Origin of the sequence: Microbacterium allomyrinae, assembly GCF_020682705.1 — a bacterium.
Classification (GTDB): domain Bacteria; phylum Actinomycetota; class Actinomycetes; order Actinomycetales; family Microbacteriaceae; genus Microbacterium; species Microbacterium allomyrinae.
The window spans coordinates 232206-249081 of record NZ_JAGTTN010000005.1; the positions used below are offsets into that span (position 1 = coordinate 232206).

12 protein-coding genes and 1 riboswitch are annotated in these 16876 nt (G+C 69.1%); of the genes, 11 read left to right on the plus strand and 1 reads right to left on the minus strand.

Translation table 11 applies throughout. From position 1 onward, the window contains the following. Window positions 1-44: 44 nt before the first annotated feature. Complete coding sequence (locus tag KEC57_RS15065) at window positions 45-2033, minus strand: TPM domain-containing protein (protein WP_229385508.1); 1989 nt, start codon at window positions 2031-2033, stop codon at window positions 45-47. 158 nt (window positions 2034-2191) lie between these two features. Here KEC57_RS15065 and KEC57_RS15070 point away from each other — a divergent pair, with 158 nt between their 5' ends. From KEC57_RS15070 to KEC57_RS15120, 11 genes are all read left to right on the plus strand, one after another. After that, on the plus strand, window positions 2192-3046 hold the full coding sequence (locus KEC57_RS15070) for a DUF3097 family protein (RefSeq protein WP_229385509.1): 855 nt from the start codon (window positions 2192-2194) through the stop codon (window positions 3044-3046). Window positions 3047-3110: 64 nt separating this feature from the next. Further along, window positions 3111-3857: a tRNA (guanosine(46)-N7)-methyltransferase TrmB gene (gene trmB, locus KEC57_RS15075; protein WP_372457069.1), complete on the plus strand. Its 747-nt coding sequence runs from the start codon at window positions 3111-3113 to the stop codon at window positions 3855-3857. Then, the gene (locus KEC57_RS15080) at window positions 3854-5197 is read left to right on the plus strand and encodes an MFS transporter (protein WP_267492670.1); all 1344 of its coding nucleotides are present in this window, start codon (window positions 3854-3856) and stop codon (window positions 5195-5197) included. The genes trmB and KEC57_RS15080 overlap by 4 nt, the downstream gene beginning before the upstream one ends. A 30-nt stretch (window positions 5198-5227) precedes the next feature. Next, on the plus strand, window positions 5228-6124 hold the full coding sequence (locus tag KEC57_RS15085) for a CPBP family intramembrane glutamic endopeptidase (RefSeq protein ID WP_229385510.1): 897 nt from the start codon (window positions 5228-5230) through the stop codon (window positions 6122-6124). 50 nt (window positions 6125-6174) lie between these two features. After that, a riboswitch (guanidine-III (ykkC-III) riboswitch) is annotated at window positions 6175-6240 on the plus strand. A gap of 9 nt (window positions 6241-6249) precedes the next feature. After that, entirely contained in the window at window positions 6250-6570 is a 321-nt protein-coding gene (locus KEC57_RS15090; RefSeq protein WP_229385511.1) for a DMT family transporter, read from the plus strand. A 127-nt stretch (window positions 6571-6697) separates the two neighbouring features. Continuing rightward, window positions 6698-8311: a M20/M25/M40 family metallo-hydrolase gene (locus tag KEC57_RS15095; protein ID WP_229385512.1), complete on the plus strand. Its 1614-nt coding sequence runs from the start codon at window positions 6698-6700 to the stop codon at window positions 8309-8311. Between the two features lie 195 nt (window positions 8312-8506). Next, window positions 8507-10165, plus strand: a complete 1659-nt coding sequence (locus KEC57_RS15100; protein ID WP_229385513.1) for a SulP family inorganic anion transporter — start codon at window positions 8507-8509, stop codon at window positions 10163-10165. A gap of 37 nt (window positions 10166-10202) precedes the next feature. Continuing rightward, window positions 10203-12074, plus strand: coding sequence for an alkyl/aryl-sulfatase (locus KEC57_RS15105; protein ID WP_229385514.1), 1872 nt, complete (start codon window positions 10203-10205; stop codon window positions 12072-12074). 206 nt (window positions 12075-12280) lie between these two features. Continuing rightward, window positions 12281-13789: an FAD-dependent oxidoreductase gene (locus KEC57_RS15110; RefSeq protein WP_229385515.1), complete on the plus strand. Its 1509-nt coding sequence runs from the start codon at window positions 12281-12283 to the stop codon at window positions 13787-13789. Window positions 13790-14000: 211 nt separating this feature from the next. After that, window positions 14001-15434 (plus strand): glutamate decarboxylase, encoded by a 1434-nt coding sequence (gene gad, locus KEC57_RS15115; protein ID WP_229385516.1) that lies wholly within the window; start codon window positions 14001-14003, stop codon window positions 15432-15434. 52 nt (window positions 15435-15486) lie between these two features. Next, entirely contained in the window at window positions 15487-16815 is a 1329-nt protein-coding gene (locus KEC57_RS15120) for a hypothetical protein (RefSeq protein WP_229385517.1), read from the plus strand. Window positions 16816-16876: the final 61 nt, after the last annotated feature.

A 16876-nucleotide genomic window follows, 5' to 3' on the forward strand; every position in this document is an offset into this window, starting at 1 on the left:
GGATGCCGCCGCGGTGGCGCCGGGTCTGCGGGGGGCGTGCCGGTTCAGAATCGACCACCTCCTCGGCGACCGCGTGTGCCGCCGCCGCCGAAGCTGCCCGGGCGCATCCCGGAACTGCGACCGGACGAGCCGCCGAGCATTCCGCCGAGACTCCCGCCGCTGGACGAGCCGCCGCGACCGCCCAGCAGGGAGTTGAGCACGATGCCGCCCAGAACGGCGCCCATCATGCCACCGCCGCCCGACTGTCCACCACCCCCGAGCATGCCGTCGGCGCCGCCGCCGAACGCGCCCACATCGTTCTGTGCGAGTTGGATCGCTTGCCCTGCCAGCTGGTCGGCGCGCTGTGCATGCTGCATCGCCTGCTCGGGGTCGCCGGCCTGCAGCGCCTGGGCGCGGGCGAGCGATGCGCCGGCCTCGGCAAGACGTGTGCGCGCCTGCGCGCCGACCGCGCCACGGCGTGCGGTGATGTAGTCCTCCGCCGTCGAGACCTGAGCCTGGGCCTGCAGGATGAGCTGGCCCACCATCTGCCGCGCGCGCTGGGCCTGGGCCGCGGCATCCCGCACGCCCTGCACCAGTGTGTCGATCTGCTGGTTCGCCGCCTCGAGGCTCTGCAGGGCCACCAGGGGCCGCTTGGCCGTTCCGGTGAGGTGGGTGCGCGCGGCATCGAGCTGCTGGCGCGTTGCCGCGATCACGGCCGCGATGCGCCCGTCGGCGTCGGGGAGGGTGGCCGCGGCCGCGATGTCGCCCTCGAGCTCGGCGACGAGGGCTGCCGCGCTGCGCTCGCCCGCGGCCAGGTCGCTCGCGAGCTTGCCGATCGCATCTTCGAGGAGCGTCGCCTGCCCGACCGCCTCTTCGGCAGCGCGGATGCCGACAGCGGCCTCGCCGCCGTTGCCCGCGCCGATGGCCCTCTGCGCATTGGTGAGCTGCTCGTCGGCGAAGGCGAGACGCTGGCGGGCCTGGTCGGGGTTGTCGAGGACCGTCGCAAGCGCCTCGGGCGCGTACGCCGCCTGCAGTCCCCGCAGCGCGGTCGCCGACTGGTCGAGCGACGCCGCGGCCTTCGCCCGCTGCTCCTGCACCCGAGCGAGCGCCTCGGGGGCGTTCTGCTCGAGCTTTCGCAGCTCGTCGAACGCGGCCGACTTCTCGTCGAGCAGTGCATTCGCCGCCTCGCACAACGCGATGATCCGCTCGTTCCACGCACGCGTGTCCTGCGGGGCGTCGGGGGTGGCGTCGTCGAGCTGCTGCTTGAGGGTGAACGCCTCGTCCAGTCCCGCCTGGGCCGTCGCGAGCGCCGCTTCGAACTCGGCTGTGACCGCATCGCCGAACTGGGCGGTGGCGAAGCCGAGCTCCTGTGCGCTCGTCTTGAGCGCATCGTCGGTCTGCACCAGCAGCGACGACGCACGCCGCTCGAGCTCTTCGAGCGGAATCTGCTCGGTCGGGAGCACTGCGTTCCCGCCGCCCGCCACGCCCTTCTTGCGACGTCGCAGGACCAGCACGACGATGAGCGCGATGCCTGCCGCGACCGCGGCGATGACCAGGATCCACGTCAGGCCGCCGCCGCCGCCCGCGAGGGCCGTCGTCATGCCCTCGGCCGCGGCGGTCACCGCGCCGGCGTAGTCGCCTTCGGAGAGATACGGGCGGATGCCGGACTCGATGTCGGTGAGCTGCTGATCGGTGAGCGGTCCGGTGCTGTCGGCCGACAGGTAGAACTGACGGCCGTCGACGGCCACGGCCAGAAGGTACTGGCTGGGGCCGAGTCCGTTGCTCTCCGCAACGCTGTCGGCCCATTGCTGACTGTTGGCGGGGTTGGTGAACTCGTCGACGAAAACGACGTAGAGATCGGATCCGGTGCTGTCGTACAGCTGCGTCAACTCGGCCTCGGCCGCATCGGTCTCGGCGGCCGAGAGAGCACCGACGTCATCGAGGACGTGACCCGCCCCCAGCGTCACCGGGTCGGTCGCCCAGGCGGCGCCGCCTGAGATGCCGAGTGCGACCGCAGTGGCCGCCATGAGCGCCGCAGCCCATCGCGCACGCATCGATTCCCCCTCCGGGACGCGGACACCTGCCCCCTCACGCGAGTCTATGCAGGTGCGTGCATGAGGTGGTAGCCCGCCTGTCGACCGGCCGTGGAGCGCGGGTCGCTCCCCAGGTTGGCGACGGGCAACAGGTAGCATCTGCGATCCGGAGGACGACTATGAACGACCGCTTTGGCACCGACCGCTACGGCGCGGATGTGCTCGCCGACGGCTGGCGTACGCAGGGCAGACGCCAGCTGGCGCAGGTGGAGGCATCCCGCGATCTCGTCATCGAGGTCGCCGAGGACGGCTTCTGCGGCGCGGTGGTCGGCGTCGCATCGGGAATGGTCGAGCTCGAGGACCGACTCGGCAGACGACGCCTGTTCCCGCTGGGACCGGGCTTCCTTCTGGACGGGGAGGATGTCGCGCTGGTTCCTCCCGCCCCCGCACCCCGTGACGCCGGTCCCCAGCGCACCGCCTCCGGGTCCTTCGCCGCTCCTGACGCCCGGGCACGCGTCGCGCGCGCCAGCCGCATCTTCGTCGAAGGTCGCCACGACGCCGAACTGGTCGAGAAGGTATGGGGAGACGACCTCCGGGCAGAGGGAGTCGTCGTGGAGTACCTGCAGGGTGTCGATCTGCTGGATGCCGCGCTCGACGAGGAGCCCCCGTCGGCCGAGCGCCGCTACGGGGTGCTCGTTGACCATCTCGTGCCCCGTTCGAAGGAGTCCCGCATCGCCGACGCGATCATGCGCGGGCCGCATGGTGCCCACCTGCTGATCGTCGGCCACCCCTGGATCGATGTGTGGCAGTGCGTCACACCTCGGGCGATGGGGATCGAAGCCTGGCCCGAGGTGCCCCGCGGCATCGAGTTCAAGGTCGGCGTCTGCCGCGCGCTGGGCTGGCCGGCGCGCGACCAGACCGATCTCGCACGCGCATGGCAGCGCATCCTCGCGTCGGTGAAGAGCTATCGCGACCTCGAGCCGGCGTTCCTCGGCCGGGTCGAGGAGCTCATCGACTTCGTCACGGCGCCGTAGCCCGGCTCCGACCGCACCCCGTGCTGGTCGTGGCGGGTCGGGGGAGGCTGGGTAGCCTGGAGTCGTGTCCGACCCCGCAGCGCAGCCCACCGATTCCCGCACCTTCCGCGAGAAGCCCGTCTCGTTCGTGCGGCGCAGCGGTCGGATGTCGGAGGCGCAGGATCGCGCCTGGATCGACCTCGCGCCGATCTACGTCGTCGACGCGCCCCGCGACCTCGCCGCGACGAGCATCCGCCCCGGCGCGGCGATCGACCCCGCGGCCGTGTGGGGGCGCGACGCGCCGCTGGTGGTGGAGATCGGCTCGGGCCAGGGGCATGCGATCGTGCACGCAGCGGCAGCCCGTCCCGGAACCAACTTCCTCGCGATCGAGGTCTTCCGTGCGGGGCTGGCGCGCACCATGCTGGACGCCGATCGCGCCGGCATCGGCAACCTGCGCCTGGTGGAGGCGAACGCGCCCGAGGTGCTGCAGCACCTGCTGCCGGCGGCATCCGTCGACGAGCTGTGGGTCTTCTTCCCCGACCCGTGGCACAAGAAGAAGCACACCAAGCGACGCCTCGTGACGCCCGACTTCGCCGCGATCGCGGCCGGTGCGCTGCGCGACGGCGGCGTGCTCCGTCTCGCCACCGACTGGGAGGACTACGCGCTGCAGATGCGCGATGTCCTCGCTGCGGCAACGGACTTCGACGCGACGTTCGAGGGGGAGTGGGCGCCCCGGTTCGACGGGCGGGTGCTGACCGCGTTCGAGCGCAAGGGCGCCCGTGTCGGCCGCGACATCCGCGACCTGTCGTACCGGCGCGTCGCGAGGACATGAGCGGAGCGTCCGGCCCGCTCACCGGGCCCGTCCCGCTGCCGGAGCCGGCGGCGGATCCGGCACCGGGCCCCGCCCGCCGCGACCGGTGGCGCGTCATCCGGCCGCTCGCGCACCGCGACTTCCGGATGCTGTTCGGCGCCGTCGTGCTGTCGATCTTCGGCGCCGGCATGTGGGCCGTCGTCATGGTGTACACCGTCATCGACGCCGGTGGCGGGCCGGTCGAGCTCTCCGTCGTCGCGGCGGCGAACGCGATCGGTCTGCTGGTGTGCGCGATCCCCGGCGGCATCGCCGCCGATCGCATCCCGCGTCGCCTCCTGCTGCGCGTGGTCGAGCTGCTGAACCTCCTCGCCATCACGTCGATCGCGGTCGCGGGCACGTTGGGCGCCGTGACGGTCCCGCATCTCGCCTTCGTCGCATTCATGCTGGGGGCGGGCGCAGGCTTCTTCTTCCCGGCGTACAGCGCCATCCTGCCCCGCATCCTGCCCCCCGCGCAGCTGCTCGCCGCGAACGGACTGGAAGGCGCGATCAGGCCGGCACTGCAGCAGGCCGCGGGACCCGCGGCAGCCGGCATCATCGTCGCCGCCGTCCTCGCCCCCGCGCACGCCGCGTGGGGCGTGGTCGCGGCGCACGCGCTCGCCCTGGTGCTGCTGCTCTTCGTGCGCCCCGAACCGCCGGCCGCGGCGGGGGAGGAGCACGAGGCGCCGGAAGGCGTCCGGGGTGTGCTGCACGATCTGCGAGAGGCGGTGGGCTTCACCGTCCGCACGCCGTGGCTGTTGTGGACCCTGCTGTTCGCGACCGGCTGGGTGCTCGTGTTCCTCGGACCCGAGGAGGTGCTGCTGCCGTTCGTCACGCGCGAGCGGATCGGCGAGGATCCGCGGCTGTTCGGGTTCCTCCTCGCGATCTACGGAATCGGCGGCGTGGCCGGTTCGATCGTGGTGTCGTCGATGAAGCTCCCGCGCCGCTACCTCACCGTCATGATCGGCGTGTGGGGCGTCAGCACGCTGCCGTTCGCCGTCGTCGGCATCACGCACCAGTACTGGGTGATGGCGCTTTGCCTCTTCCTCGTCGGCTTCGGCTTCAGCTACGGCAATGTGATCTGGGGCACGCTCTTGCAGCGGCGCGTGCCCAGACACATGCTCGGGCGCATCTCGAGCCTCGACTTCTTCGTGTCGCTCGCGCTCATGCCGCTGTCGATGGCGCTCGCAGGCCCCCTCGCCGAAGTGGTTCCCATCGAGGTGATCTTCATCGCCGCGGGTGTGATCCCGCTGATCCTCGGCGTGGTCGCGTACCTCGTCGCGGGAATGTCGAAGGATGAGATCGCCCACCCGCTCGACCGTTGAGACCGTCCCACCGATCCGGAGCCGCCACGCATGCCCGCACACCCTGACGCCCCTCCCGTGCCGGCGGTCCTCGCCTGGTCATGGGGCCTGGTGCCCGCGCTCCTGGTATGCCTCGCGGCACCCGCGTTCTTCGTGGTGCGCGTACCGTGGCTGGGCTGGGCGCTGCTGGCGGCGGGTCTTTCGATCGCGCTCGTCCTCGAACGGACGACGGCCTCTGCCGCCACAGCGCCGAGCATGACGGATGCCGCGAGCCGCGGCATCCGTCGGCCCTCGCTGCTGCGCGACCTGTCGCTCATCGCCGTCGGACTGCTCATCGTCAGCGCGATCCCGCTGAAGGCCGAACTCGACGACCTCGCGATCCTGAGGTTCGCGCTCGCCCTCGGCGGTGCGGTCGCGGTGCCGTACGCGATCTCGCGCTGGGTCTACCGGGATCACGCGATCCGTTTCCCCTGGCGCGGCGGCGGGCGATGGACGACGTTCCAGTGGACGTGGCTGGCCGCCGTGCTCGTCCTGGGCTGGCTGATCCTGCCGTTCTACTTCGTCACCTCGGGCGTCTACCTCAACTGGCCGGTCGTCGACACCCCCGACCTCATCGCGCGACTGTTCGTCGGCGTGGGCGCCGTAGGAATCTGGGACGAGCTGTTCTTCATCTGCACCTGCTTCGCGCTGCTGCGGCGCCACTTCCCGTTCTGGCAGGCCAACCTGCTCCAGATGCTCGTCTTCGTATCGTTCCTGTGGGAACTCGGGTATCAGGCGTGGGGGCCGCTCCTGACGATCCCGTTCGCGCTGCTCATGGGGTACATCTTCATGAAGACCCGCTCGCTCGCCTACGTCGTCTCGGTGCACCTGCTCTTCGACGCCGTGGTGTTCCTCGTGCTCGTGCATGCCCACAACCCCGGCATGCTCGACTGGCTGTTCCTCGTCTGACCGGCCCCGCCCCTGCCCAGGGCGTGATCAGGGGGGTGCAGTAGTGTGGATCACGGATCCCGCCCCGGATCCCCGGACGACGGATCAGTACCCGGTGAGCGACAAGACTGGCCAGGAGAACAGTCATGTCGTGGGTCATCCTCATCGTTTCCGGCGTCCTCGAAGCCGTCTGGGCCACCGCGCTCGGCAAGTCCGAGGGCTTCACCAAGCTCTGGCCGACCGTCATCTTCGGCGTCACGCTGGTGGCCAGCATGGGCGGCCTCGCGTGGGCGATGCGCGACATCTCGACCGGCACCGCGTACGCGGTCTGGGTCGGCATCGGCGCGTCGCTGACGGTCGCCTACGCGATGATCACCGGCGACGAGGCGTTCTCGCTCGTGAAGATGCTGCTCATCCTCGGCCTCGTCGGCTGCGTCGTCGGTCTCAAGCTCGTCGGCCACGAGTAGAGGCGCAGCGCGCGCAGATGAGGTTTGCATGAGGGTCGGTGCAAACCCCTGGAACTGCCCCGATGGAGTGTGCGAGCATCCCGCCCGGAGGCCGACGACACCGACGTCGTCGGCGGAAAGGCACACCATGCCGATGAAATCCAGGCACGTGTGGGCCGCGGCGATCGCCGCGACCCTCGCAGGCACGCTCGCGATCGCCGGACCCGCTTACGCGAATCCGCCGCACGACGACGATCCGGGTTCCCGGATCGCCAAAGAGGTGAAGGTCAAGGCGGTTCTCACCCACCTCGAGGCGCTGCAGCGCGTGGCCGACCGCAACGGCGACCGCGCGGCCGGTCGATCCGGCTACCAGGGATCGGTCGACTATGTCGTGCGCGAACTGCGCAAGGCCGGCTACCAGCCCGAAGTACAGGCGTTCGACTTCCCGTACTTCGAAGAGCGCAACGTGCTGGAGCGCGTCTCCCCGAACCCGACGAGCTACGTGCAGGATTCGGACTTCACGCGCAACAACTTCGACACCGGCAGCCCCGAGGGCACCGCGACCGGACCGCTGACTCCGGTCGACATCGTGGTTCCCGCGGCAGACCTCCCGGCCAACAGCAACAGCAGCGGCTGCGAAGCCGCCGACTTCGCGGGCTTTCCCGTAGGCGGCATCGCCCTCGTCCAGCGCGGCACCTGCGGGTTCGCGGTCAAGGTCCTCAATGCGCAGACGGCCGGTGCCGGCGCGGTCGTCGTCATGAACGAGGGGCAGCCCGACCGCTCCGGACTCGTCGGCATGATCGGCGACGCGACCGGGCTCAGCATCCCGGCCGTGTTCGCGACGTCGGCCACGGGAGAGGACCTGGCGTCCACCCCCGGAGCGACCGTGACCGTCACCGTCGACTACGACGAGGAGACTCGGACCACCTACAACGTGCTGGCCGAGACTCCTCGCGGCGACGACGCGAACGTGGTGATGGCCGGCGCGCACCTGGACAGCGTCCAGGACGGGGCGGGCATCAACGACAACGGATCGGGGAGCGCGGCCCTGCTGGAGACGGCCATCCAGATGAAGAAGGTCAAGAAGTCGGCGAACAACACCGTCCGGTTCGCCTGGTGGGGTGCCGAGGAGAGCGGTCTGCTCGGGTCGGAGCACTATGTCGCCAACCTCACCCCGGAGCAGTCGGCGGCGATCGCCCTCTACGTCAATTTCGACATGATCGGGTCGCCGAACTACTTCACCGGCGTCTATGACGGCGACAACTCGAGCGGCACGGCACCCGACGGCTTCATTCCAGCCGGATCGGCCGAGATCGAGGACGTGTTCGAGGCCTTCTACGCGGACCGGGGCGAACCGTTCCAGGACACCGAGTTCTCAGGTCGCAGCGACTACGGTCCGTTCATCGCGATCGGGATCCCGGCGGGCGGCCTGTTCACCGGCGCCGAAGGCGTCAAGACCGAAGAGGAAGCCGTCCTCTACGGCGGCGTCGCCGGCGCGGCGTATGACCCGTGCTATCACGCCCCGTGCGACAACCTCACCGGCGCAGGACACGATGAGGCGCTGTACGACCTGCTCGAGCAGGGGTACGAGTTGAAGGGGAACGTGAACGTCGAGGCGCTGGATCTGAATTCGGATGCCGTGGCCAGCGCGGTCGCGACGTTCGCACGTGACGCGTCGAGCGTGACGGATGCGCGTGTGCAGATCCGCACGTTCGGTGCGGGCGTCGATCTGGACGCGCTGCGCGACCGCTTCACGGACTGAGACCCGTCGGCTCGGCGCTTCGCGCGTCGAGTGACGGACGATCGCCCCGGTGCCTCGGCGCCGGGGCGATCGGCACGCCGCTCGCGATCCTTTCGGACCGGGGCGTCGGCGTGTCGAGGGCAGCGCATCTGCCAGGGTGAACGTGTGCGCACCGCGTGAGCGCCGTCCCATCCCTCAGATCTCCCAGGAGCCGGAATGCCGCGACCGCTCGCAGGATTGACCACGCGCACCCTCGCCACGGAGCTCACCGCCGGCGTCACCCTGCTCGCGATCGCGATCCCGCTCAACATCGGGTACGCGCAGATCGCGGGCCTGCCGGCGACGGCGGGCCTGTACGCCTTGATCGTTCCGACCATCGTGTACGCCCTCGTGGTGTCGTCGCGCCAGGTCGTCGCGTCGCCCGATGCTGCGGCCGCCGCCCTCGTGGCGTCGTCGATCGGTGGCCTCGCTGCCGCCGGAAGCGCGAACTACGCGACACTCGCCCTCGCGCAGGCGATCATCTGCGGCGTGATGCTCGTGCTGCTGTCGGTGTTCAAGCTGGGGTTCCTCGCGAACTTCCTCTCCAAGCCCATCCTCATCGGGTTCGTCGGCGGTCTCGCGCTCGACATCATGGTGAGCCAGATCGCGAAGATGCTCGGCGTCAAGATCGACTCCGGGGGCGAGTTCCTCGACAAGGTCACGGGGCTCGTCACGAACATCGACACCTTCAACGGGTGGTCGCTGCTCATCTCGGCCGGTTCCGTCGCCATCCTCCTGATCGGGCGCCGGCTGCTCGCCGCGGTGCCGTGGGCGCTCGTCGTGCTGGTCGTGACGACGGTGCTGGTCGTCGTGGTCGGCCTCGACGACTACGGCGTCGACGTGCTGGGAGCCGTCCCGGCCGGGCCCCCAGCACTCACCTGGCCGGTCATCGACTGGACGATGTGGCTCGCTCTCGTCCCCTCGGCGATCGCGCTGACGCTCGTCACGACCGCCGAAGGCCTGCTGGTCTCACGCTCGTACTCCGAGAAGCGCCACTACCCGTTCCACGCCAACCGCGACCTGATGGCGTTCGGCGTCGCCAACATCGCGGCAGGAGCGCAGGGGAGCTTCTCGGTGGGGTCGTCCACGTCGCGCACCGCTGCAATGGACCAGGCCGGCTCGCGCACCCAGCTGCCCTCGCTCGTCCTCGCCGTCGGCACGCTGCTCCTCCTGCTCTTCGGCACCGCGCTGCTCGCCGACATCCCGTCGCCGGCCATCGGCGCCGTGGTGGGCGTCGCCATCCTGCCGCTGCTCGGCATCCGCGAATTCCGCGATCTCTGGCGCCAGGACCGGTTCGAATTCGCCGTCGGCGCGGCGTGCTTCCTGGTGACGCTGTTCATCGGGGCGATCCCCGGCATCCTCGTCGCGTTCGTCCTCGCGCTGATCAACCTCGCCAAGCGCGCGGCAAACCCGGCGATCGACGTGCTCGAGGCCGGCGGTGACCCGCAGGAGTCGCTCCTGGACGAAGCCCCGGCCGGCACGACGACTGCGCCGGGGGTCATCGTGATCCGTCTGGCGGCCCCGCTGTTCTTCGCGAACGGCGCCGTCTTCACCACAGCCGTCAAGAATGCCGTGACCGCGGCGAACGCGCCCGTGTCGCACGTCGTCATCGACATGGAAGCGGTCACCGACATCGATGTCACCGGAGCCGAGGCGTTCGCATCGCTCGAGGATTGGCTGCGCGATCGCAAGGTGGATCTGGCGTTCAGCCGTGTCCGGCCCCAGGCCACCGCCCGGCTGGAGAAGCTCGGGCTGCTGTCCGGTCAGCCCCTCTTCGAGACGAATCGCGCCGCCATCGCCGCGCTTGCGGACGGCGCGGACGGCCCGAAAGACTGATCGGGCTATCGCTCGATCGATGGAAAGGAACCAGCACATGCAACAGAGGGAACCGGAATCATCGGTTCGCGAGGCTCACGCGGCTCTCACGGAATCGCTGCCCTTCGACGACGTGGACGACTTCGCGGCGGTCGAGCGGGGGTTCCTCGGCACGCTCGACGATCCTGCGATCCGCAATGATGCGGGCGAGGTGGTGTGGGATGCGTCGACGTACGACTTCATCGACGGCGACGCGCCCGAATCAGTGCACCCGAGCCTGTGGCGGCAGTCGAAGCTGGTCGCCAAGCACGGGCTGTTCGAGGTCGTGCCGGGCCTGTACCAGGTGCGCGGCCTGGATCTCTCCGTGATGTCCTTCATCGAGGGCGACACCGGTGTCATCGTCGTGGACCCGCTGATCTCCAAGGAGACGGCGGCCGCGGCGTATGCGCTGTACCGCACGCACCGGGGTGACCGGCAGATCCACGCGGTGATCCACTCGCACAGCCACATCGACCACTTCGGCGGCGTGCTCGGCATCGTGAGCCCGGACCAGGTCGAGACGGGGTCGGTGCAGATCATCGCACCCGAGGGATTCCTCGAGCACTCGGTGGCCGAGAACGTCTACGCCGGTACGGCGATGGCGCGTCGTGCGGGATACATGTACGGCGCACGCCTGGACCGCGGTCCTCAGGGGCAGGTCGGAGCGGGCCTCGGCCAGACGACCTCGACCGGTGAGCCGACGATCCTGACTCCGACTCTCGAGATCCGCGAGACCGGCGAGATGCACACCATCGACGGCGTGGAGTTCGAGTTCCAGATGGCGCCCGGTACCGAGGCGCCGTCCGAGATGCACTTCTACCTCCCGCGCTACCGTGCCCTCTGCATGGCAGAGAACGCGACGCACACGCTGCACAACCTGCTGACGCTGCGCGGCGCGCTCGTGCGCGACCCGCACATCTGGTCGCAGTACCTCACCGAGGCCATCGAGCGCTACGGCGACAGAACCGATGTCGTCTTCGCCTCGCACCACTGGCCGACGTGGGGCGGTGCCGAGATCCGTGAGTTCCTGGGCATCCAGCGCGATCTGTACGCGTACCTGCACGACCAGACCCTCCGCCTGCTCAACCAGGGCCTCAACGGGGCGGAGATCGCAGAGATCATCCAGATGCCGCCGGCGCTGGAGAACGCCTGGAGCACCCATGGCTACTACGGATCCGTGAGTCACAACGTCAAGGCGATCTACCAGCGCTACATGGGCTGGTTCGACGGCAACCCGGCACGGCTGTGGCCGCACCCGCCGCAGGCGATCGCCGAGCGCTACGTCGCCGCGATCGGGGGCATCGACCGTGTCGTGGAGCTCGCTCAGGAAGCGTTCGATTCGGGCGACTACCGCTGGGCGGTGACACTGCTGGACCACGCGGTCTTCACCGACTCCGAACATGCGGCCGCGCGCACCCTCTACGCCGACACCCTCGAGCAGCTCGCCTACGGTACCGAGAACGGCACATGGCGCAACTTCTTCCTCTCGGGAGCGACGGAGCTGCGCGAGGGCAACTTCGGCACGCCCACGGTGACGGCCGCGCCGCGCATCATCGCGCACCTCACGCCGGAGCAGCTCTTCGACGCGATCGCGATCCGCGTGAACGGGCCCGAGGCGTGGAGCCTTGAGCTGGCGATCGATGTGACGCTGACCGATCTCGAGCGCAGCTTCTCGCTGACGCTGCGCAACGGCGTCTTCATCTATGTCGAGCGGGAGCCTGCTGCAACCACTCCGCTGCAGCTGACGCTGACCAAGCAGCGGCTGATCCAGCTCGCCGGCGGGGATCTCGAATCGGACGGCATCGCGATCCGGGGTGATCGCGGCGTGCTCACGCAGCTGCTCGGTGTCCTCGACCAGGGCGACCCGGACTTCGAGATCGTTCTCCCGTAGCCTGCGTCACACGATCGCCGGGGCCGTTCGGCAGCCCCGGCGGTCGTGGCGTCTCCTCTCCTCCGCCCCGCGTGCACGAGACCGGTGCGGCTGATACCGGCGCCGCGCCCCGGTGTCAACGGGGTCGCATCGACGGTGCTGCTCGACGCATGCTCGGGATGCCGCGACAACGGTCGCGCGCGATTCCAGCGGCGAGGAGCTGCGACATGCGATCTTTGTGGGCAGAGACGGCGCCGCCGATCCCCGATGATGCCTCTGCTCCTCCCGGCGGCACCACGGTCGTGGTTGCGGGGGCCGGACTGACCGGACTCGCCGCGGCGACGATGCTCCAGAGCGCCGGAGTACGAGTCGCCGTGGTCGAAGCGCGTTCGATCGGAGCCGTGACGACCGGCAACACCACCGGCAAGCTCAGCCTGCTGCAGGGCGACGTGCTCGCACACGTGCGCGAGCACGCGGGCGACGAGGCGCTGCGAGCCTATGTGGAGTCCAACCGGGCGGGGCAGGAGTGGCTCTGCCGCGAGATGCAGGGGATCGCGGGTGCCGTCGCCGAAGAGAGCGCCGTCACGTACGCCACGACGCCCGCGGGCGTGAAGACCCTCGATGCGGAGTTCGCGGCCGCGCAGAGCGCGGGGCTCCCGGTCGAGCGCCTTGCGCAGCCCGCACGCGATGAGCTCGGCGTTCCGTTCGAGATCGAGGCCGCACTGCGGCTGGAGGCGCAGTTCCGCCTCCACCCGCTGAGAGTCCTCGCCGAGCTCGCGCGTCGTCTGCGCGCGCAGGGCGTCCCCATCGTCACGGGGTGTCGCATGACCGATGTCGCGGTCGAAGACCACGGCGTCGTCGTGAAGACGGAGCGGGGCGACATCCGCGCCGCGACGCTCGTTCTCGCCGCCGGGGCATCCGTCCTCGATCGCGGACTGCTGTTCGCCCGGCTCGTACCGTCGCGCTCGTTCGTCGTCGCGTACGATCTGCCGGCCGGCGCGCCGTCGCCCCGAGGAATGTTCCTCTCCGTCGACGAGCCCTCGCGATCCCTCCGCTGCGACGATGTGGACGGCATCCGGGTGCTGACGATCGGCGGGGGTGCGCACATCACCGGCCGCGCCGAGCACACCGGCCGCCTGCTGGCGGAAGTGGACGACTGGGCGCTCTCGAACTGGCCCGCCGCCCGCCGGCGCACCTGGTGGGCGGCACAGGACTATCGCAGTGTCACCCACCTGCCGTTCGCCGGGCTCCTGCCTCGAAGCGGTGGGCACATCTATGCGGCCACCGGCTACGGCAAATGGGGGATGACGAACGCCGTCGCATCGGCGATGCGGATCGCGGGCAGGATCGTCGGCAGCGAGGAGCCGTGGGCGGCGACCCTCGACGCGCACCACGCGGGGCTTGCCGACATCGGCGAGACGATTCAGGCGAACACCAGCGTCGGCGGTCACCTTCTCGCGGACTGGGTGCGCAGCGGCGTCGGCCAATCCACGACGGATCCTCCCGCCGAGGGCTCGGGGCGCATCGCACGCCGAGGGATGTCCCCGGTCGCAGAATCGACGACCGGCGGTGTCACGCGGCGACTGTCGGGAGTATGCACGCATCTGGGCGGCATCCTGACCTGGAACGATGCCGAATGCAGCTGGGACTGTCCGCTGCACGGCTCGCGCTTCACCCCCGGGGGGCAGGTGCTCGAAGGGCCCGCCGTCGCGGCGCTGAGCACCGCGGACGAGTGAGGCGGACGCGTCGCCCGGCGCCGCCCGGAAAGCAGCGAGGGGCGACCTTTCCCGGGCCTCGATCTGACTCACCTTTCAAAGGTGATCTTCGGGAGGTGCATTGCCGCCACCTGGAAGTGGGAGGACTATAGGCCCGTTCACGCCCTCGCTCGTGAGCCTTCGCCCGGTCATCACCGGCCCGGGCATTCCAACAGGGGTAGGAGTCGCACAGATGACCGTTTCGCAGGAGAAGACGAAGGTGCTGAAGCCGGGCGAATCGCCCAACGCATTCACGGGGATCGGCGATCAGAATCAGCTCAACCCTCTTTTCGCCCGTGCCGGCGAAGCCACCGACTTCCCGCTGAACGTCCTCCCGCCCGGAGAGTCGCTGCCCGAGACGGCCTATCAGGTCGTGCACGACGAGGCGATGCTCGACGGGAACTCGCGGCTGAACCTCGCGACCTTCGTCGGCACCTGGATGGATCCGTTCGCCGACAAGCTGTACTCCGAAACGGCCGACAAGAACATGGTCGACAAGGACGAGTACCCGCAGACGGCGGCCATCGAGACCCGCTGCTGGAAGATGATCGCGTCGCTGTGGAACTCGCCGGACGCCGAGGGGTCGATCGGCACGTCGACGATCGGGTCGTCCGAAGCTTGCATGCTCGGCGGCCTGGCACTCAAGCGGCGATGGCAGCTGGCGCGTCGGGCGGCCGGCAAGTCGACCGAGAAGCCGAACCTGATCCTCTCCAGCGCCGTGCAGGTGTGCTGGGAGAAGTTCTGCAACTACTGGGACGTCGAAGCGCGCTACGTGCCGATCTCCGACGAGCACAAGGTGCTCGACGGGTTCGAACTCGAGAAGTACGTCGACGAGAACACCATCGGCGTCGTGGCGATCATGGGCGTCACCTACACCGGCATGTACGAGCCGGTCGCCGAGATCGCCAAGGCGCTCGACAAGATCCAGGCCGACACCGGGCTCGACATCCCGATCCACGTCGACGGCGCGTCCGGCGGCATGATCGCGCCCTTCCTGCAGCCGACGCTGGAATGGGACTTCCGTGTCGAGCGGGTAGCGTCGATCAGCACATCGGCCCACAAGTACGGACTCGTCTACCCCGGCCTCGGCTGGGTGGTGTGGCGCACCGTCGCCGATCTGCCCGCCGACCTCGTCTTCGACGTCACCTACCTCGGCGGCCACATGCCCTCCTTCGCCCTGAACTTCTCCCGCCCGGGTGCGCAAGTGCTGCTGCAGTACTACCTGTTCCTCCGCCTCGGCTTCGACGGCTACTACAAAGTGCAGAAGGCATCCCAGGACGTCGCCCTCTACCTCTCCGGCGAGATCGGCAAGATGGACGCCTTCGAACTCTGGAACGACGGCTCCGACATCCCTGTGTTCGCATGGCAGCTGACCAAGGGGCACACCGACAAGTGGAACCTCTACCACCTGTCCGAGCGGCTCCGGCTGAAGGGCTGGCTGATCCCGGCCTACCCCATGCCGGACGACATCTCCGACCTCACCGTCCAACGCATCGTGGTCCGCAACGGACTCAGCCGCAACCTCGCCGAATCACTCATCTCGGACATCAAAGAGGCCGTCGACTACCTCGACCTCCTCGAATCACCCATGCCGACGGAAGGCCTCAAATCCTCCTTCACCCATTAGGGGAGTTCGTGGCCAGCGCGACCGGTTCGCCGGATGGAGGCAGCATCACGCCATGAGCCAGCTCCCGGGGTACCAGAAGGTGCGTTTCGTCGGCTATGCCATTCCGACGACGCCCGCCGAGATGATCGCGGTCGGTGATCCGAACGGCACCGGCTCGGTGGCGGGCACCTACCGGGCGAATCCCGACACATCCACCGATATCGACGCCCGCGTGCGCCAGCTCAAGAATGCCGTGGATTCCGCGGTCCGGGCGCTCCCGGCCGAGGCCGATCCGACGGTGCTCACCGTCTTCGTCGCGCCGGAGTTCTATTGGCACGGCACGTTGGGCCCGTACGTGTTCAGTCGTGAAGAAGAGGACCCGGCCGTTACGATCCTCACCGCGCTTCAGGCAGCGTTCCCGGTGCGGGACTACCCGCACTTCCTGTTCGTGTTCGGATCCGTCATCACCACCCGGGTCGACGACATCGAGGCCGTTTTCGCTGCGTCGTCGACGAGGGCACGCAACGATGTCGTGACGGCGCTCGGGCAGAGCTGGCGCGCGACGTCAGGACCGCTCAGCCTGGTGATCCTCGACATGATCGTCGACTTCGTCAAGAACTGCCACGCCTATCCGAACGTGGAGGTGCGCAACCGCGCACTGATCCTCAGCGGTGGCGAGCTGAACGGTGTTCTCGACGGGTTCGACACGACAGTCCTCACAACGGAGAAGTACTACGACTCGAACGAGGACTTCCTCCTGTGGGATGTGACGAATGCGCCCGTCATCACCGAGCAGATGACCGCATACCCCGTTCTCGACCTCTCAGGAGGCGACTTCAAGACGGAAGCGCACGACTCGAAGGCGATATTCCGGGTCGGAGTCGCCGCTCCAGCGAACGTTGCGGTGGAGATCTGTCTCGATCACACGGATCGTCGGCTGCGCAAGAGCATCGATCTCAATCCTTGGCCAGAGCGGGCCGACGGCATCGACCTGCACATCGTCCCGTCGTGCGGGATGCAGTTGCACCCGCCATCCGTTGCGGCACGGGCAGGAGGGTGGGCGTTCAACTGCGACGGACAGTACGCGCTGGGCGCGGCGCCCGGTGCCGGCACCCCGCAGAGCGGCGAGATCGCCGGTGTGATCTGCGCGTACGCCGACTACGTGAGCCCCGCGGACACCGTCTACGCCGCGCACTCGCAACTCGCCCGCGTGAGCACAGCGGCCAGAATGAGCGACGAGAAGGCGCCAGGCGCGTTGAACGCCATGTTCGACGCGGTTCCCGAGGTCGATGTGAGCGTCGTGCCCGTCCTCGGCATCCCGGACCTTGACGGGTACTTCGCCGGCGGAGCCGGCGCCTTGCACATCTACGGGGCGGTGAACCCCTTACCGCTGCGTGGCTGACACGTGTTGTCGCGGTGTCGTCACGAGAAAGGGATCGCGGGTCCTGAAGACCCGCGATCCC